At 45.1% G+C, this 17,217-nt stretch carries 20 protein-coding genes; 18 read left to right on the top strand and 2 right to left on the bottom strand.

All coding sequences use genetic code 11. From position 1 onward, the window contains the following. The first annotated feature begins 40 nt into the window (after positions 1-40). The 16 genes from RCO25_RS04175 to RCO25_RS04100 all read left to right on the top strand — a co-directional run bounded on the left by RCO25_RS04175 (position 41) and on the right by RCO25_RS04100 (position 12,614). Positions 41-760: a DsbA family oxidoreductase gene (locus tag RCO25_RS04175; protein ID WP_308994874.1), complete on the top strand. Its 720-nt coding sequence runs from the start codon at positions 41-43 to the stop codon at positions 758-760. Positions 761-783: 23 nt separating this feature from the next. Continuing rightward, complete coding sequence (locus RCO25_RS04170) at positions 784-987, top strand: hypothetical protein (protein ID WP_308994873.1); 204 nt, start codon at positions 784-786, stop codon at positions 985-987. A 29-nt stretch (positions 988-1,016) separates the two neighbouring features. Beyond that, positions 1,017-1,430 (top strand): VOC family protein, encoded by a 414-nt coding sequence (locus RCO25_RS04165; RefSeq protein WP_308994872.1) that lies wholly within the window; start codon positions 1,017-1,019, stop codon positions 1,428-1,430. Positions 1,431-1,545: 115 nt separating this feature from the next. After that, positions 1,546-2,628, top strand: coding sequence for a lactonase family protein (locus RCO25_RS04160; protein ID WP_308994962.1), 1,083 nt, complete (start codon positions 1,546-1,548; stop codon positions 2,626-2,628). A 46-nt stretch (positions 2,629-2,674) separates the two neighbouring features. Continuing rightward, positions 2,675-2,890 carry a cold-inducible protein YdjO-related protein gene (locus RCO25_RS04155; protein WP_308994871.1) on the top strand — a complete coding sequence of 72 codons (216 nt, stop codon included), beginning with the start codon at positions 2,675-2,677 and terminating at the stop codon, positions 2,888-2,890. A 141-nt stretch (positions 2,891-3,031) separates the two neighbouring features. Continuing rightward, complete coding sequence (locus RCO25_RS04150) at positions 3,032-4,345, top strand: sensor histidine kinase (protein ID WP_308994870.1); 1,314 nt, start codon at positions 3,032-3,034, stop codon at positions 4,343-4,345. A gap of 22 nt (positions 4,346-4,367) precedes the next feature. After that, the gene (locus RCO25_RS04145; RefSeq protein ID WP_308994869.1) at positions 4,368-5,015 is read left to right on the top strand and encodes a response regulator transcription factor; all 648 of its coding nucleotides are present in this window, start codon (positions 4,368-4,370) and stop codon (positions 5,013-5,015) included. Between the two features lie 123 nt (positions 5,016-5,138). Then, a complete protein-coding gene (locus RCO25_RS04140) occupies positions 5,139-5,606 on the top strand; it encodes a thiol-disulfide oxidoreductase DCC family protein (RefSeq protein WP_308994868.1) in 468 nt (155 codons plus the stop codon). Further along, on the top strand, positions 5,596-6,552 hold the full coding sequence (locus RCO25_RS04135; RefSeq protein WP_308994867.1) for a DoxX-like family protein: 957 nt from the start codon (positions 5,596-5,598) through the stop codon (positions 6,550-6,552). The genes RCO25_RS04140 and RCO25_RS04135 overlap by 11 nt, the downstream gene beginning before the upstream one ends. Continuing rightward, a complete protein-coding gene (locus RCO25_RS04130) occupies positions 6,525-7,202 on the top strand; it encodes a DUF4166 domain-containing protein (RefSeq protein ID WP_308994866.1) in 678 nt (225 codons plus the stop codon). Before RCO25_RS04135 ends, RCO25_RS04130 begins: the two co-directional genes overlap by 28 nt. 131 nt (positions 7,203-7,333) lie before the next feature. Beyond that, positions 7,334-8,209, top strand: a complete 876-nt coding sequence (locus RCO25_RS04125) for a radical SAM/SPASM domain-containing protein (RefSeq protein WP_308994865.1) — start codon at positions 7,334-7,336, stop codon at positions 8,207-8,209. 31 nt (positions 8,210-8,240) lie between these two features. Next, positions 8,241-8,951 carry a response regulator transcription factor gene (locus tag RCO25_RS04120; RefSeq protein ID WP_308994864.1) on the top strand — a complete coding sequence of 237 codons (711 nt, stop codon included), beginning with the start codon at positions 8,241-8,243 and terminating at the stop codon, positions 8,949-8,951. Position 8,952: 1 nt separating this feature from the next. Beyond that, the gene (locus RCO25_RS04115; RefSeq protein WP_374992054.1) at positions 8,953-9,888 is read left to right on the top strand and encodes a sensor histidine kinase; all 936 of its coding nucleotides are present in this window, start codon (positions 8,953-8,955) and stop codon (positions 9,886-9,888) included. 183 nt (positions 9,889-10,071) lie between these two features. Continuing rightward, positions 10,072-10,995, top strand: a complete 924-nt coding sequence (locus RCO25_RS04110; RefSeq protein ID WP_308994862.1) for an ABC transporter ATP-binding protein — start codon at positions 10,072-10,074, stop codon at positions 10,993-10,995. Then, positions 10,988-11,668 carry an ABC transporter permease gene (locus tag RCO25_RS04105; RefSeq protein ID WP_308994861.1) on the top strand — a complete coding sequence of 227 codons (681 nt, stop codon included), beginning with the start codon at positions 10,988-10,990 and terminating at the stop codon, positions 11,666-11,668. The genes RCO25_RS04110 and RCO25_RS04105 overlap by 8 nt, the downstream gene beginning before the upstream one ends. A gap of 103 nt (positions 11,669-11,771) precedes the next feature. Further along, positions 11,772-12,614 carry an undecaprenyl-diphosphate phosphatase gene (locus RCO25_RS04100; RefSeq protein ID WP_308994860.1) on the top strand — a complete coding sequence of 281 codons (843 nt, stop codon included), beginning with the start codon at positions 11,772-11,774 and terminating at the stop codon, positions 12,612-12,614. Between the two features lie 41 nt (positions 12,615-12,655). Here RCO25_RS04100 and RCO25_RS04095 read toward each other — a convergent pair whose 3' ends face one another. Both RCO25_RS04095 and RCO25_RS04090 read right to left on the bottom strand, forming a co-directional pair. Next, a complete protein-coding gene (locus tag RCO25_RS04095) occupies positions 12,656-13,885 on the bottom strand; it encodes a voltage-gated chloride channel family protein (RefSeq protein ID WP_308994859.1) in 1,230 nt (409 codons plus the stop codon). A gap of 67 nt (positions 13,886-13,952) precedes the next feature. Further along, on the bottom strand, positions 13,953-14,375 hold the full coding sequence (locus tag RCO25_RS04090; RefSeq protein WP_308994858.1) for a DUF5658 family protein: 423 nt from the start codon (positions 14,373-14,375) through the stop codon (positions 13,953-13,955). Between the two features lie 167 nt (positions 14,376-14,542). Here RCO25_RS04090 and RCO25_RS04085 point away from each other — a divergent pair, with 167 nt between their 5' ends. After that, complete coding sequence (locus RCO25_RS04085; protein WP_308994857.1) at positions 14,543-16,483, top strand: ATP-dependent DNA helicase; 1,941 nt, start codon at positions 14,543-14,545, stop codon at positions 16,481-16,483. Between the two features lie 311 nt (positions 16,484-16,794). Then, positions 16,795-17,211 (top strand): hypothetical protein, encoded by a 417-nt coding sequence (locus RCO25_RS04080; RefSeq protein WP_308994856.1) that lies wholly within the window; start codon positions 16,795-16,797, stop codon positions 17,209-17,211. The last annotated feature ends 6 nt before the right edge of the window (positions 17,212-17,217 follow it).

Raw genomic sequence — 17,217 nt, 5'->3', positions numbered from 1 at the left:
AGCATCAAACTTTTTTTCAAAAATATCGGAGGTGTCTGTGTTGAAAGTAGAAATTTGGTCGGATTATGTATGTCCGTTTTGTTATATAGGTAAAAGAAAGTTCGAGCTCGCACTGGATAAATTCGCGCACAAGGATAAGATCGAGGTAGTGTTCAAAAGCTTCGAGCTTGATTCTGGCGCCGATCCGAACTCAAATATTAGCACGTACAGCATGTTGGCGGCCAAATATGGCATGAGCATCGAGAAAGCGAAGGAAACGACCGTTAACGTTTCGGAACAAGCCGCAGCTGTCGGACTCACCTTCCATTTCGATCTTACGGTTTCAACAAATACGTTTGACGCGCATCGCCTAGTTCAATATGCAGCGCAGTTTGGCAAGCAGAAAGAGATGTCGGAGAGATTGTTCAAAGCCTATTTCACAGAAGGCGAAAATGTTGGCAGCCGCGAGAGGTTAGCTGTACTGGCTTCGCAAGTAGGATTAGATGAAAAAGCGGTGGCGGAGATGCTTCAGACCAGCGAGTTCGCGGATATTGTTCGCGAAGAAGAAGCAGAAGGCAGCCAGCTGGGCATTCGCGGCGTTCCTTTTTATGTGATTGACCGTAAGTATGCAGTATCCGGCGCTCAATCCCCTGAGGTATTCCTGGATACGCTAAACAAAGCATGGGAAGCAAAACATCCTGCTTTTATCCAAGTGAATGAAGATGACCCGGATGCACTCTGCACGGATGGTTATTGTGCCACCGATTCTCCAAAATCCTAATCAAAGGGATAGGCGAATGCTAAATGGATAACGCAGAGAGCAAAACAAGCTGTCAGATTGAACGAATTGGTGAAGTTATTGAAGTTCAAGCGAGTTTTACTTTGATTTTGATAAATGGAAAGTCTATTGAAGTACCAAAAAACAAGGTCGCCGAAGGAATAGCTCTCGGCGACCTAGTCGTCTGGACAGGAAACTTCTGGAGTAAGAAAATAGATACTAAAGGTTGAAATAATAAACAATAGGGATGTGGATTATTATGGGGACGAATGCCAAAATAGGCGGCGGCGGGTTTCATCATATAGCGATTCGCGTATTTGATTTTGACAAAACGGTTGCCTTTTATACGGAGATTCTAGGATTTACTGAGCGGGTTCGTTGGGGAGAAGAGGACAAGCGCGCAATTATGCTCGATACTGGCGACGGGAATTATTTAGAGGTATTCGCGGGCGGCAAAGAAGGACAAAAGGATGAAGGTGCATTTTTGCATTTGGCATTACGGTCAAATCGAGTAACGGAAACGGTTGAGCTTGCGAGAGAAGCCGGAATGGAAGTTACTGTAGAGCCCAAGGAAGTCGTGCTTGGCGGTATTCCTGTTCGCATTGCTTTCTTCAAGGGTCCTGACGGCGAAATTATCGAACTGTTCGAGAGCACAAGCGAAGATCAGCTATAATAAATATTACGTTTGTCTGGAGCGCGTTCAAGTCTTATAATAGATAACGGTATAGAGTCAGTCGCTGAATCATAAGCGATGACATGCAAAAGTTTAGGGGGAATTCATTTTGACAATGGAACAACAACGACTGTTTGTATTCGCTGGTTCTTATGCAGAAGCAGAAGAGAGCGGCGTTTATGTGTATGCTTTTAATGAGGAATCGGGTACATTAACGCTGACGGACTCGATTGCGGGACTTAAGAACCCGACCTTTCTAAACGTTGATGCAGATCGCAGGTTATTATACTCTATCGCAGAAACGGTAAATCAATCCGGACAAAAGGTTGGAGAAGCAGCCGCATTCGCCATTGATTCTGCAAAGGGCTCGATTCAACTCATAAATCGTGAAATAACAGTTGATTCAACCACTTGCCATATTCAGCGCGATGTGAATAGCCAATTTTTGACGGTAACTAGCTATCATGGAGGAATGATTGGACTTTTCAGCATTTCTGAGGATGGCGCAATCGGTCAAAAGTTGGATGTCATCCAACATGAAGGAAGAAGCCAGCATCCTGAACGACAAGATCGGCCGCACCCGCATTCGTCTTTCTACAGTCCAGACGGAAAATTTTTGCTCATAGCCGATTTGGGCCTAGATCGTATCGTTACCTATAAACTTGATACAGCCGCTCAAAAGCTGGTTCATCAAAGTGAGGTTGCACTTCATCCGGGAGCAGGTCCGCGTCACTTGTCCTTCCATCCAAACGGCGGTTTTGTCTATGTAATTAATGAAGTGGATTCGACCATTACTTCGTTTACATACGAAAAAGAGACAGGCCGGTTAACGACCAAGGAGACAGTAAGCACATTACCGGCTGGCTTCGAGGGTGAAAACTCTTGCGCTGAAATAACGGTATCTATGGATGGAAAGTATCTGTACGGCTCTAATCGCGGTCACGACAGCCTTGTTGTATATGCCATTGACGAGCTTTCAGGCCTACTTTCGCTTGTTCAGCATATTTCTGTCGAGGGTGGTCATCCGCGTCACTTTGCATTGACACCGAATGGGCGTTATTTATTGGCAGCAAATCGGGATTCGGATAACATTGTGACGTTTAAGGTCGATCAAAGCAGCGGGAAGTTATCGTTTACAGGCAAAAGTGTTTCGATAGCAAAGCCAGTTTGTGTCATCCCTGTTTATTTAACGATATAAATAATTAATGATGTAAGTATAGAGATGAAAAGGGGAATACAGAAGCGTGGCTACTACAGAAGATGAAAAACCGAAGCTAAAAGCGACTAAAATTTTTAAATGCAAAAATCCGGAATGCAAAGCATGGGTAAGAGACGAGTTTGCAGCAACCGAACAAACCTGCCCGATTTGCAAAGGTCCTATGCTAAGAAGCATGAGGCATTTGCCAGCGGTTCAGAATAAACCGAAGCCGCAGCCTCGCAAGCCGAAATCGGACTATTAATTGTATCCTAAAAAAATCCCAATCCGCTTTTTTACATGCGGATTGGGATTTTTTCGTTGGTGCATATAGAAAGAATGGACGAACCAGCAGGCTGTTATGTTAGGATAGATATACCAAACAATGACAGGATGGTATAGCAGAATGCTGTTTTATTTTATTGCTTTGTTTACGGCTGCAGTAATCATTTGGTTAAATAACCACAGGAATGAATCGAATCGCTGGGCGGCTTATTTCTTATGCAGCGCATCAACAGGCGGTCTTTCTGATGTACTCATGGAAAACGGATATGCTTATGCAGCGGATGTGTTGCAATTTCTTAATTATACGGTCACTCCGTACGGTATCCTCATTTTTTCTTTGATCTATACAAATGTAGTGGACGCTAAACGTTCCAGATGGAAGCACAAGTTATATCTGATGCTTCCGCTTATCATAATGGCTGTATTTGAGATGCTATCGGATAATAATCAATGGTTTTTTAATTTGCTGCTGCTATGGAGCGCTCCTTATTATCTTATATCCTGTTATCTGTTAGTGATTTCGGTTTGGAGAGAACGCGAGCCACGATTAAAACGTAATCGATTCATCACAACGATTATCATAGCTCCGACTTTATTAGCTGTACTCTTTTTCATCTATGTGGCGAAGGTGGTTTCTCCTGATTTCGAATTTTTTAATTATATCTCTGTTTTTATAATCTATTCGCTTGTTGTTGCGCTGCTGTGTACGTTTATGTATGGCGTTTTGGGCGTAAGGCTGCGTTTTGAGCATGATCCGATGGAAAGCACCATGCGAGCGGTCAGCTCGGGAGCATCCATGCTTAATCACACCATCAAGAATGAGATTGGCAAAATCGCGATCAGTGCAGAAAATTTAAACAGCTTACTGCCCGATAAGAACGAGCAATCCAAGCAGCATATGCAGATCATTATGAATGCGTCCAATCATATGCTGGAGATGATGAGCCGGATTCATAGTCAGATAAAGGATATTGTTCTGAAGGAAGAGGCTGTTCAGCTAAAGCAGATGATTGAGAAAAATCTCTTGCAGCATAAAGCCTTGCTTAATAGGAACAGCATTACCGTAGAGGCGGTTTATGAGATCGATCCTGTCATCTTGTGTGATGCCATCCATATTAGTGAAGCATTTGGCAACCTGCTGATGAACGCCGCTGAGGCGATGCCGAATGGCGGAGAAATAGAGGTTAAGCTGACTGCGCATAAAAATGGCGTCGAGCTGTCCGTACAAGATAGGGGCGCTGGAATACCGGCAGAAAAACTAGGTCAAGTATTCGATCCTTTCTACAGCAGCGGGAAAAGCGGTAAAAATTTCGGACTTGGATTGTCCTATGTGTATAATGTCATGCAGAAAAGCGGTGCAAAAATAGTGCTCACCAGCGAGGAAAGGCATGGTACGAGGGCTGTATTGATTTGGCCAAGAAAAAAGATTTTATAAGTTTTTATTGGAGGGGAACACCTTGAGTCACATTAAGGTATTTATTGTAGAGGATGACTCGGACTGGATTAAGGCGTTAACTTCTTACTTGAGTCGCGAACCGGATTTGCTTGTTGTCGGAACGGCATCCAATTCGACAGAAGCGTTAAGCATGGCGCAAACCATTCCTTTCGATGTGGTACTCATGGATATCCAGCTAGATGGCAGCAGGCTTGATGGTATTCATACGGCTATGTTGATGCAGGAGCATTCCTCTGCCAAAATCATAATGTTAACGTCATTAAATGATGAACAATCCATGACGCAGGCGTTTACTGCAGGTGCGGTTCAATATTTGGAGAAAACGCGCTTTCAAGAGCTGCCTCAAGCGATACGCAGTGCTTATCACCATCCGGCACCGATGGAGGCGCTGCTCAAAGAGTTTGCAAGATTGAAACGGGAGGAGCAGCTTAAGAAGCTGACCGGAGCTGAACGTGAGGTATTTGAACTCATTGAGTCAGGCTATACGCAGTCCCAAATTGAACAAAAGCTATTTAAGGCCGAAAGCACACTGAAAAACCAGGTCAATAAAATGCTCAAGAAATTCGGCGTCCGCAGCAGCAAAGAAGCGGTGGAGACGGTCAGGCGAAGAGGACTATTTCAGCGGGAAGAGCAGGATAATGATAAATAAATCAATTACCTTACCAGGGGTACTACGAATCGTAGTACCTCTTTTTTTATTGTTCTATGAAAGTTGGAACTGCCGGTCAACCGGTGAATGCCTTTAAAATAGGAGATGAAAGGACGCGATGGGATGGATGAAGCCGTAACTTGCTCTGATTTGCCGATCATACTGTTAATTGATGGTAACTGCTTGTTATGCAATGGTATTACGAAGTTTGTGGCCAAGAGAGATAAAAATTTAATATTCCGGTTCGCTTCTCTGCAATCTCAAGCGGGGCAGGCACTGCTGCGGGCAGGGAATTTACCGACTGACGATATCGACACTTTTGTCATGATACAGGATGGCCGTTATTATACGAAATCAGATGCTGCATTACGTGTCTTGCGCAGGCTTGATGGCTGGTGGAGGATATTTTATATATTAATCGCGGTTCCGCTAGTTTGGCGCAATTGCATCTATGATTTTATTGCTCGGAATCGTTTTCGTTGGTTCGGGACGGCTGACGCTTGTAGTTTACCGACACCTCAGCTGATGAACCGTTTCTTGGAGAATGGCGTACATGCTGAACCTAAGGAGAACATTTTAGATGAAAAATAAGCCGATTTATGTAGAGCTTGATATCGATGCTGCCTTATCAGAACTATGGGAGCATACGCAAGATCCACGGCTGCATGAGCAGTGGGATCTTCGATTCACGGAAATTGAGTATCTGCCGAGAGCGGACGTGTCAGAAAAGCAGTTGTTTCGATATGCGACGAGAATCGGCTTTGGCTTTAAAATCGCTGGTATGGGTGAAACCTGCAGTACCACTGCTCCGAATAAAGGAATGCGACTGTCTACCTTAGCATTCTCTTCAGAGCAGCAGCTTTCTTTAATTCGTAAAGGCGGAGGATACTGGAAATACGAGGAAAACGGAAATCGGCTGACTTTTATTACGTTATTTGATTATCAGACCCGATTTGGTTTCGCTGGAAAATTACTGGATCGGTACCTGTTCCGACCTCTATTCGGCTATGCCACAGCTTGGAGCTTTGATCGGTTGCGGATATGGCTGGAAGAGCGTATTCCGCCTTCCTTCATAGCGGAAAGGGCCTTGATTCATTATATGAGTGTCATCTTGATCATGCTGCTGTGGTGCTATGAAGGGTTAGTTCCGAAGCTGTTCTTTCCTGAGGCAGGGGAGCTGTATCTGATGAGAAAGCTAGGTTGGTTTGAAGGGAGTGAGCTGCAAATCATTCAATTGATTGGCATTCTCGAAATAGGATTAGGCTTGATTACTGCATTTTGGCACCGGAGAAGCGGTATGTATACCGTTCAAGCCTTGCTGCTGCTATTGCTTACTGCTCCTATGATTTTATTTGCTCCCGAGCTGCTGGCAGCGCCGTTCAATCCGCTTACGTTGGCGCTGCCAATGATTGGCCTTTGCTTCGCTGCCCGTTGGAGCAGCAGGTACCTGCCGCAAGCAAGCCGCTGCAGACGCAAGTACAGCCCATCACTTCGAAAAGAGGGGATAACATGCGATCGATTTACGAGCAAGCGCTAGGTGCAGATTTCCTCAAGCTCCATCCGCGCATTCAACAGCGTTTCGGATTTAACAGCCAGGATCAGACTGCTTCGATAGGACATGGCGTTATGCAGCGAATTTGGTACAATAAGCTGGTAACACTGCCGCTTTTTATCGGGACCTTCCGACATATCATGTTTCCTCAGGGCGGAAAAAACATTCCGTTCACGATTGAAAATTTTGCTTACTTAGATTCATTCGGTAGAGAAACCGTAACGTGGATTCGTAAATTCAAGTTCCCGAGATCGGTTAGACATTTTGATGCGACAATGGTATTTAGCGGCAAGCGGGATCTAATCGTAGATTATTTAGGCAATAAACAGCATTTGGCGGTTGATCTTGATATTGCGGTTTCATCTAACGGAGGAATTAAGATACGCTCCGGCGAGCAGCGATTCTATGAGGGGCCGCTTCAGTTCCGCTTCCCAAGGCTGTTTACCGGCGAAGCAGAGGTTAATGAGTGGTATGATGACGAAGCGGACTGCTATCGAATCACTGTCGATGTGCGCAATCCCGTAGTTGGGCAGATATTCCGCTACGTAGGCTCCTTCCAAGCCACGTTTATCAAGGCTGGACCGGAGGCAATACCGATAGGTATCCGGCCGCTTCGAGACGAGAAACGGGAATAAACGGCATCTGCCGTTTATTCCTTTTTGTCACTTGCCTGCTGGGCGTTGTATAATAGCGGTAGACATGATTGGGAGATTCACGCTGGCAAGGCTCAGAAAGTGGAGTCCGTAGGAAATGGAGTACATGACGAATGAAAAAGTTTAAAAAGTTTTATATAGAGACAACAAGCATATGCAATTTATCATGCAGCTTTTGCCCGCCCACACTGCGCGCGAAAGGCTTTATTAAAGTAGACGATTTTAAAAAAACGCTTGATCAAATCAAACCGCACACGGATTATATATACTTCCATGTAAAAGGTGAGCCAATGCTTCACCCTAAGATGGATGAGCTTCTCGATATTAGCCACGAGAAGGGCTTTAAAGTGAATATTACGTCAAATGGAACGCTTATCACGAAGAATAGAGAAAAGCTGTTGAATAAACCCGCGCTGCGCCAAATCAATTTCTCGCTTCATAGTTTTGACGGCCACGCAGGCTCTAAAGATAAAGAAGGCTATCTCGCAGAGATTTTATCTTTCGTTAAGGAAGCGGTGGCAAGCAGCAAGATCATCATTTCGTTTCGGCTTTGGAATCTGGACATGGATAATGAAACGAATCAGCAGAAGAACAAAAACCGCGAGCTGCTTGCCATGATTGAGAAGGCCTTTGATCTCGATTATAAAATCGAAGAGAAGTTCATTCCGGGCTCCGGCGTGAAAATCGCGGAACGCATTTATTTAAATCAAGATCCCGAATTCAAATGGCCTGATTTGAAGGAGCCAGAGTATAACGGAAAGGGCTTCTGTCACGCCCTCCGCAATCAAGCAGGCATTTTGATTGATGGAACCGTTATTCCTTGCTGCTTAGACGGAGAAGGCGTCATCAATTTAGGCAATATCCATGACACTCACTTCTCGGAAATCATTGAAAATGAACGGTCAACAAAACTTTATGACGGCTTCTCCAGACGCGAAGCCGTGGAGGAGCTTTGCCGGAAATGCGGCTACCGCCAGCGTTTTGGATGATCGCACGGAAAGGGTATAGAAGGAGCAGGATATGCAAAAGAAACTATTGATCGTAGAGGATGATCTTTCCATTGCGGAAATGATGTCCGACCATTTGAGCAAGGAAGGATACCGTATTTTCCACGCTGTTAACGGTCTTGCCGCGTTAGAACGATTTGACCTTGAGAAAATAGATTTGATCCTGCTCGATCTAATGCTGCCAGAGCTGGATGGGACGGCGTTTTTGAAAGTAGTCCGGACAAGAAGCTTCGTACCCATACTTATCGTTTCGGCCAAGGACAGTGAGCTTGACAAAGCGCTGGGGCTTGGATTTGGCGCAGATGATTATATTACGAAGCCTTTCTCGCTACTAGAGCTTTCCGCCCGCGTGAAGGCTTGTTTGCGGCGAGCTACTGTCTATACTGGGAATGTCAGCACCGAGGAGGGCCTGAAACGGCATACTCAGCTTCGCATTCATGAGCTGTCGCTTGATACGGAGCAGCATATCGTGAGTAAAAACGGAAAAGAAATTAAACTGACTGGCAAGGAGTTTGAAATCTTAAAGCTGCTTATGCTAAATCCGAAGCGCGCTTTCTCTAAAGCGCAAATGTACGTAAAGGTTTGGAATGAGGATTATTTAGGAGACGATAATGCGATCAACGTTCATATAAGCCGACTAAGAGAAAAGATTGAAAACGATCCTTCTTCGCCGCAGTATATCAAGACGGTTTGGGGAATCGGCTATAAGCTGGGGGAGTTTTAACGTGGTGATTCTCTTAGTTGTTAGCTTAGCAGTTGCAGGAGGCTTGTTGGTTTTCCTCTGCTATCGCCATCTTAGACGCAGCAAGCAGCTCCGATACATCCATAGCAAGCTTAGCGAATGGAATAATGGCCAAACATCGGAGAAATTATTGTTATTCTCAGCCGATCGCGCGCTGCAGCCGTTATTAATTGAGATAAATCGATTAATTGAAAACAACCGCAATACGGAAACGCATCATGTGAAACATGAGCAGTCGATGCGAAAAATGCTGACGAATATGTCCCATGATATGAAGACGCCGCTAACGGTCGTGCTTGGACTTACGGAAACGGTTGCCACGGATCATACGCTCCATGAACAAGAACGTAAGAGATTATTGACGAAGGTCCATGGGAAAGCGATGGAAATGGTTGCTATGTTAAATAAGTTTTTTGATTTAGCGAAGCTGGAGTCCGAAGATCAGCATGTTCCTCTAACCAAAATAAACATGAATTTGTTCTGCGAAAATATCATTTTATTTTTTTACGATACGATCACTTCCAAAGGACTAGAAGTTGATATCGCGATTCCTGAGCAAACGATTTTTGCGCTTGGAAACAAAGACGCCCTTGAGCGTATATGCAGCAATCTGATATCAAACGCGATCCGGTACGGCAGTGAAGGCAATGCCATTGGTTTTTCACTCAGCGCTGACGCCGAGAAAGTCAATATCGAGGTATGGGATCGCGGACGCGGAATAAGCGAGCACGATCAATTACATATATTTGAGCGTTTATATACGCTGGAGGACTCACGGAACACGGAATATCAGGGGAGCGGCCTCGGACTTACCATAACTAAGCGGCTGGTTGAAAAGCTGGGCGGGGACATAAACGTGAAGAGCACTCCGTTTAAGAAAACGGTTTTTACGGTCACATTGAATAAGCTTAATTATTAATCAAAAAACATAAAATAAGAAGATCGTCGTTACGCTCCGGGTGAGCCTGCGGCGATTTTTTTTCATACAGGTGACATTTCGAAAGGAATTCTTAAGTTTTTAGAAACGGGAACGACAGCTTGTTTTGATACACTAGTTATCGAAGGTAACGGAATGATGTTTATGGGATGCAGGAGGAAGAGGATGAGCATATTACTGCGCACGAACAAGCTAAGCAAGTCATTTAAAGGGAAAGAGGTCGTCTCAGAGGTCAGCATGACGATTAAGAAGGGCGAAATATACGGTTTCCTGGGTCCTAATGGAGCGGGCAAGACGACGATCATGCGAATGCTGACGGGGCTTATCAATCCGACAAGCGGCTCGATTGAGCTGTTTGGATCGACGATGGACCGGAAGGCCAGCGAGTTGATGAAACGAATGGGTAGTATTATTGAGTATCCGATATTTTATGAGCATTTGTCGGCTCAAAAAAATTTAGAGCTGCATTGCGACTATATGGGCTGCTATGAGCCGCATGCGATTAGCGAGGCACTGCAGCTGGTTGGGCTTTCGCAGACGGGGAATAAGCCGGTAAAAGCGTTCTCGCTCGGCATGAAGCAGCGCTTAGGGATCGCCCGGGCGATTAGTACGAAGCCTGAGCTGCTCATATTGGATGAACCGGTAAATGGGATGGACCCCGTAGGTATTCGTGAATTACGGGAATTGTTCACGATGCTGAGCAAGGAGTTCGGTATGACATTGCTCATTTCCAGCCATATTTTGCAGGAAATCGAGCTGCTTGCAGATACGATTGGCGTCATACACAATGGGAGACTGATTGAGGAGCTGTCGATGGAGCAGGTGCGCAGCGAGTATGCCGAATATATCGAAGTGATTACGACAGATGGTAAGCTGGCGGCTTTTGTCCTAGAGGACAAGCTGGGTATTGTAAACTATAAAGTAACGGATGATCACACGCTTCGAGTATATGATCCGAGGGTTACAGCTGTCCAATTATCAAGGTCGCTGGTGCTAAATGATATCGGAATCGAATCCTTGACCCGGAAAAGCATTTCACTCGAGGAGCATTTCGTCAAATGGATTCAAGGAGGCAGCGATAATGGGTAAGCTCATCATGTTGGAGCTGCACAAAATAAAGCTGAGAAATTGGCTGATATGTGCAATCATAGCAAATCTCTTGATCAGTCTTTGGGTAAGCACGAATTTGCCGGATGAAGCGGTGAAAAGCTATTTAGAGGCTTTTTACAGCATTCGATCTTATGTGGAGATTACGTTTATCGTATTTTCCTCGGTATTGCTCTCGAAGCTTTTCCTGGATGAATACAAAAACAGAACGATTTCCGTATTGTTCACTTATCCTGTGCCGAGACATCATATTCTTATCGCAAAGCTAATCTTGTTTTGTCTTTTCTCATTTTTGACGGCGCTGCTTTCCAACGGGTTTGTTGCCGCGTTTTTTTTATTCGTTGACTCGCAGAGAAGCTTTATAGCTGAGCCTCTGACTTTGCTTATGCTGCGCGAGGAATTCTTTCGTATCGTAATCAACAGCATTTCCGTAGTGGGTCTGGGGATAATCCCGCTTTACATAGGGCTGATCCGTAAGTCTGTACCTGCCTTTATGGTATGTTCCATGTTTTTGGCGTTGATGTTCGGAAGCACGCATGATGAGAGCGGCAACAATTGGTCCGCGGCGATTTCGATCGCGATGTTCTGCCTTGTTTTAGGAATGATATCCGCTATCGTTTCGATTCGCAAAGTTATACGGGAGGACATTATGTAAGAGGCTGGAATTGTTGGGCGGGGACCTTTTGTGTTATGATTTGTTTCATGTTGTTCTTTTCTATCAATCTATCATTCAAAAAAGTTAGGAGATTCAAAGACAAATGGACTTTCTCACGATTTTAAAAGCGATTATTTTGGGCATTGTGGAAGGACTGACGGAGTTTGCCCCCGTATCCTCGACGGGACATATGGTTATAGTCGATGATATGTGGCTTCAGTCAGAGCAATATTTGACGAAATACGTAGCGAACACGTTCAAAATCGTTATTCAATTAGGCTCGATTCTGGCTGTGGTCATTATCTTCCGGAATCGTTTCATTGATTTGCTTGGATTGCGGCGCGGCGGACAGGAAGCGGTTCAGAGTGCTTCGGAGCCTAAGCGAAAGCTGAAGCTTACGCATGTGCTGGTAGGGCTCATTCCTGCAGGCGTGTTCGGACTTTTGTTTGACGACTACATCGATGAATATTTGTTTTCGATTAAAACGGTGCTCGTCGGTCTTGTTATCGGAGCGATTTTCATGATAATCGCTGATCGCTTTCGTCCTGCAAAGGCTAAGATTGAGACTGTTGACCAAATTACCTACAAGCAGGCTCTATCGGTGGGATTGATTCAATGCTTGTCGCTTTGGCCGGGATTCTCACGTTCGGGCTCGACGATTTCAGGCGGGGTATTGCTTGGAATGAGCCATCGGGCAGCGGCGGATTTCACTTTCATTATGGCGGTGCCGATCATGGCGGGTGCAAGCTTGCTGTCCTTGGCTAAAAACTGGGAATACTTCACAGTGGATTCATTGCCATTTTTTATTGCAGGCTTTCTAAGTGCTTTCGTATTCGCACTGATTTCGATTCGTTTCTTCCTGAAGCTGATTAATAAAATCAAGCTGGTTCCTTTTGCGATTTACCGCATCGTGCTCGCAGCTGTTATCTATATCGTTTACTTCTAAAAAAATGGCTTGCTCCCCCGAAAAAGGTGAGCAAGCCATTTTTAATTTTCGATGCGGTAAGCGATTGGTTTTTGAGCTTCATAAATACCGATGTGGCCCGAACAAAGAAAAGCGATCATACAGCCGATGAACAAATAAATCGCCCCTTCGGAGCCAAACAGCTCAATGCCCATGATGAAGCAGGCAAGCGGGGTCTTCGCAGCTCCGCTAAAAACCGAGATGAAACCGATGGCTGCGAGAAAGGGAACGGATATTTGAAACAATCCGGCAAGCGCGCTCCCTAGCGTTGAACCGATAACGAAGAGCGGCGTAACTTCTCCGCCCTGAAAGCCTGTCCCAAGGGTCAGCGCAGTAAATAGAGTTTTAAGCAGGAAAACGAGAGGGGATACCGCTTCTTGAAAAGCCTGCTGCATGAGCGGAATGCCAAGGCCTAAATAATCACGCGTGCCGAGAGCATAGACAAGAGCGATGACGAGCAAGCCTCCGAATGCGCTCTTTAACACGGGATTCGTAAACCATTTGCTAAACAACTGCTTTAGGTACCGGGTTAGCTGAGTAAATAAAATAGCAGATAAACCAAAAAGCACCGATGCGCAAACGACTTTTATTACGACTAGCCAGCCAAGCGGAGGGATATCGCCTATTGTAAAATGGATATGATTGATTCCCCATGCGGTGGTAACCAAATGACCCACATAGCTTGCAATGAAGCAGGGAAGCAGCGCTTCGTAGCTGATGACTCCGATGGCAAGAACTTCTAATCCGAATAGCGTACCCGCTAGCGGAGTGCCGAATACGGCGCCAAAGCCGCTGCTGATCCCGCACATCAGAATAATTTTACGGTCCAGCCGATTTAATTTTAACAGCTTGCCTAACCCTTCGGATAAGCTGCCGCCCATTTGAACAGCCGTTCCTTCCCGACCGGCTGACCCGCCGAACAAATGCGTCGTAAGCGTTCCTAATAAAACAAGCGGTGCCATTCTTAAAGGAACCGCGCCTTCTCCGGAATGTATTTGCTCGATAATGAGATTATTGCCTCTGCCTGCATCTTTCCCAACCTTGAGATATAGATAGCTAATGAACGCACCGCCCGCGGGAAGCAGCCAAAGCAGCCATGGATGCTGATATCTGGTTTCTGTAACCCAGTCAAGACTTGTCAGAAACAACGCGGAAGCAGAGCCAGAGAGAATACCTACGCTTCCGGCAATAAGAAGCCATTTTAACATAAATTTCAATAGATAAACGGGGGTTAAATGTCTTGCCTCAACCATGCTGATAAACTCCTTTGCCGATCTCCTAACAACTATTATACAGCTCCCTTCTAAGAGTTAAAGAAAATCATGCCAAAGGATTAAAGGATAGCCATCCGCCTTGAACACCGAGTGAGATCCAAATCAAATGATAGATATTGACGAAGAAATAGAGAACCACCGTGAGGAGAATACACGGATTAATCCATTTCCGGTTTTTCGTAAAGTAATATATGACGATCAGGAGCATGGGAAGCAATAGCTTCATGGCGTAATAGCTGACGATATTCCATTCATAAATGCGCTTAACGATTGGGTTGAGCTCGTCGATCAGGAAAAAACGCAGTCCGATGTCAGTAAATACAGCATCCGCGAAAGATAATAATAATAATCCGAAAAGCAGCGCTTTTAAATCCCATTTTACGATAGCAGAGATGGCATTCGTCCTCCAATCGATAGAAAATCGCGATGAAGCCCATATTAGATGCATATGTTGCCTATGGATTATCATTCCACGGGGATTCCGATAGCATTAAAAGAAGTATGTTACCATCAAAACTTTGACTCCGCATACAATCTAGTGATATATTTGAGTGTGCGAAAAGTGCAGGAGATTTCACAGCCGGCTGTGTGCATCCACGCAGCTGTTTGTGCCTATTATATGGAGGCAAGCTACCCTTGAATAAATATCCGTTTGATTTTGACCCGAAACAACCTTTTATGGCTCAGGCGAGCGATTGGATCGCTGATGTTTTTTATGAGAAGCTGCCTGAAGCCGGTTTTGAAATAAGAGATGAACAAATTTATATGGCTTTTCAATTGGAACGCGCTTATGCCGATAACCAAACCATTTTTGCCGAAGCAGGGGTGGGAACTGGAAAAACATTCGTATATCTGCTGTATGCCATCACGTATGCAAGATACACGAGAAAACCGGCCATTATAGCATGCGCAGATGAATCGTTAATAGAACAGCTCGTGAAGCCCGAAGGGGATATCGCCAAGCTGGCCCGCTATTTGGAGTTGACGATTGATGCGAGATTGGGGAAATCCGCGGATCAGTATATTTGCTTGAATAAGCTTGAAGACGCGAGAGCAGGACAGGATCACGCAGAGCTGTTCGACAGTATTTACAGTGAGCTTCCAAGCTTCGTTCACAAGCCGGATTCCATGCAAAGTTTTCATCCCTATGGAAATCGCAAGGATTATCCTAACTTGAACGATGAGCAGTGGAACGAGCTCGGCTGGGATGTATTTCAGGATTGTCTGGTATGCGATGTCAGACATCGCTGCGGTCAAACCCTCTCGCGCGATCATTATCGTAAAGCGGCAGACGTAATCATTTGCTCTCACGATTTCTATATGGAGCACATTTGGACGTATGAGGCTAGAAAGCGCGAGGGTCAGCTTCCGTTGCTGCCCGAGTACAGCTCTGTCGTCTTTGACGAGGGACATCTGCTGGAAACCGCTGCGCAGCAAGCGCTAACCTATAAACTCAATCATGCCGTGTTTGAAGGCATTGTCACACGATTGCTCCAAGAAGAAATACGCGAGTCGTTAGCCGTTGCAGTGGAGGATGCCATAACGCAAAGTGAATATTTGTTTAAAATGATGAATAAACACAGCCAAAAGGTTCCGGCATCGGATCGTAAGGAGATCATATGGAGCGCTGAGCTGATTCGTGAGATCAATCGTTTGCAGGACACGCTCTCTGTCATAGAAGAGGAGCTTGTTTTCGAAAGCGGCTTATACACGATTGATACGTACCAGCTGAAAATCGTTGAAGAGCATTTGGAAATGATTCAATTTGCGCTTTCGCTGTTCAAGAAAGAAGAGAAGCCGATTAGCTGGGTATCGCAGGACAAGGAAGGAACCTCACTTGTTATCATGCCTAAATGGGTGAAGGAAGTGCTAAAGGAGCAGGTGTTTTCCCGTAAAATGCCAATCGTATTCTCCTCCGCTACGTTGTCGGTGAATGGCTCATTCAATTACATGATGGAGATTCTGGGCATGGAAAGCTCATTATCATTCTCTGTGCCATCACCCTATGACTATGAGCAGCAAATGACGGTTTCCATTCCAAAAACGAATCATTTAACCCCGTTAAATGATAAGGTTGAGGAGATCTTTCGCTTACTGAATGAAAGCGGCGGCCGGACTCTTATTTTATTTCCGTCTATGGAACAGCTGGAGCAATTCAAAGCTAATGCGGATTTGCAAGCCTCATCGGCAGATTACACTTTCTATTATGAAGGAACAAGCGAAATAAGCCATCTGATTGAACAGTTCCAGCAGGATGAAGCGAGTATATTATGCGCGGTGACGTTATGGGAAGGCTTAGATATACCGGGACCTTCCTTATCACAGGTTATTGTATGGGAGCTTCCGTTCCCTCCGAATGACCCCTTATTCGCGGCTAGAAGAACCGATGCGGAAGAACCGTTTGAGCAGGTGGACATGCCTTACATGCTGCTTCGCTTAAGACAAGGGATCGGACGATTGATACGGACGCGCGAGGACAGCGGAAAAATCGTTATTTTCGGCGAGAAGCTGAGCGAGCAAGCGGTACGCGATCAAATTTTGCACATCCTTCCGAGCAACGTTAGGGTGGAGCAGTAGGGAATAGTGGCTTGCGTCACTTCGGGAAGAAGGATTAATCCTTCTTCTCTTTTTTATGTTGAGTGATCAAATTGCAATATAAGAATAAATGAAAATAAAATGATTTCTTCGGTTATATCGGTAAAATGAAAGAGCAGATTCCGTCTTATCGGTTTGCGAGGATTGGATTTTCATTTTTTTGAATGCGCTTTCGTGATAACGCTTACGTTATTCTTGAAGGGCTGAAGAATACAGGTTGACAGGGAGGTGATAGAAAACTTGTTCGTTTGCGCTTGGGACATTCATTGCGAATGAGGAGGATTTCAATGAGCATGAACAAGAGATTTAAGACGATGGCTGCCTTGTTTTTCGTGATGATCATAGTCGGGCTGGGTGCAAATGTGATATACGGATACGATGTGAGCAATTTGAATATTAATTTGCAAGGCTGGACCGAAACGAATGGCAGTTGGACGCAGCATAGCGATGGAGTGAAAGCCGTAACAAACGGAGCTAGCGATACGTTTTTGATGTCAAGTACGTCAATGTCGGATTTTGTATTGGAAGCGGATCTTAAGTTGGATACGAGCACTCCGTTTGGTACTGCTGCGCTTGCGTTCAGGGCAAACGCTGGAGGAACTACCGTTTATATCCTAACATCGATCCGAACCTTGATCAGGTTCGGCTGTTTAACCTCTGTCAAGGTCCGCAGCCGGTATTTATTCAATACTATATGTGGAATGTCCTGAAAAAGA

The organism is Paenibacillus sp. LHD-38 (genome assembly GCF_031157315.1).
Lineage (GTDB): Bacteria > Bacillota > Bacilli > Paenibacillales > Paenibacillaceae > Pristimantibacillus.
Note: the sequence above shows the minus strand (reverse complement) of the source record. Positions and strands in the feature narration are given on the sequence as shown.

Coding starts and splice junctions, on each gene's coding strand:
- RCO25_RS04170 (WP_308994873.1), top strand. CDS start 784: ATGGATAACGCAGAGAGCAAAACAAGCTGTCAGATTGAACGAATTGGT.
- RCO25_RS04165 (WP_308994872.1), top strand. CDS start 1,017: ATGGGGACGAATGCCAAAATAGGCGGCGGCGGGTTTCATCATATAGCG.
- RCO25_RS04160 (WP_308994962.1), top strand. CDS start 1,546: ATGGAACAACAACGACTGTTTGTATTCGCTGGTTCTTATGCAGAAGCA.
- RCO25_RS04150 (WP_308994870.1), top strand. CDS start 3,032: ATGCTGTTTTATTTTATTGCTTTGTTTACGGCTGCAGTAATCATTTGG.
- RCO25_RS04140 (WP_308994868.1), top strand. CDS start 5,139: ATGGATGAAGCCGTAACTTGCTCTGATTTGCCGATCATACTGTTAATT.
- RCO25_RS04135 (WP_308994867.1), top strand. CDS start 5,596: ATGAAAAATAAGCCGATTTATGTAGAGCTTGATATCGATGCTGCCTTA.
- RCO25_RS04130 (WP_308994866.1), top strand. CDS start 6,525: ATGCGATCGATTTACGAGCAAGCGCTAGGTGCAGATTTCCTCAAGCTC.
- RCO25_RS04125 (WP_308994865.1), top strand. CDS start 7,334: ATGAAAAAGTTTAAAAAGTTTTATATAGAGACAACAAGCATATGCAAT.
- RCO25_RS04120 (WP_308994864.1), top strand. CDS start 8,241: ATGCAAAAGAAACTATTGATCGTAGAGGATGATCTTTCCATTGCGGAA.
- RCO25_RS04110 (WP_308994862.1), top strand. CDS start 10,072: ATGAGCATATTACTGCGCACGAACAAGCTAAGCAAGTCATTTAAAGGG.
- RCO25_RS04105 (WP_308994861.1), top strand. CDS start 10,988: ATGGGTAAGCTCATCATGTTGGAGCTGCACAAAATAAAGCTGAGAAAT.
- RCO25_RS04100 (WP_308994860.1), top strand. CDS start 11,772: ATGGACTTTCTCACGATTTTAAAAGCGATTATTTTGGGCATTGTGGAA.
- RCO25_RS04095 (WP_308994859.1), bottom strand. CDS start 13,885: ATGGTTGAGGCAAGACATTTAACCCCCGTTTATCTATTGAAATTTATG.
- RCO25_RS04090 (WP_308994858.1), bottom strand. CDS start 14,375: ATGATAATCCATAGGCAACATATGCATCTAATATGGGCTTCATCGCGA.
- RCO25_RS04080 (WP_308994856.1), top strand. CDS start 16,795: ATGAACAAGAGATTTAAGACGATGGCTGCCTTGTTTTTCGTGATGATC.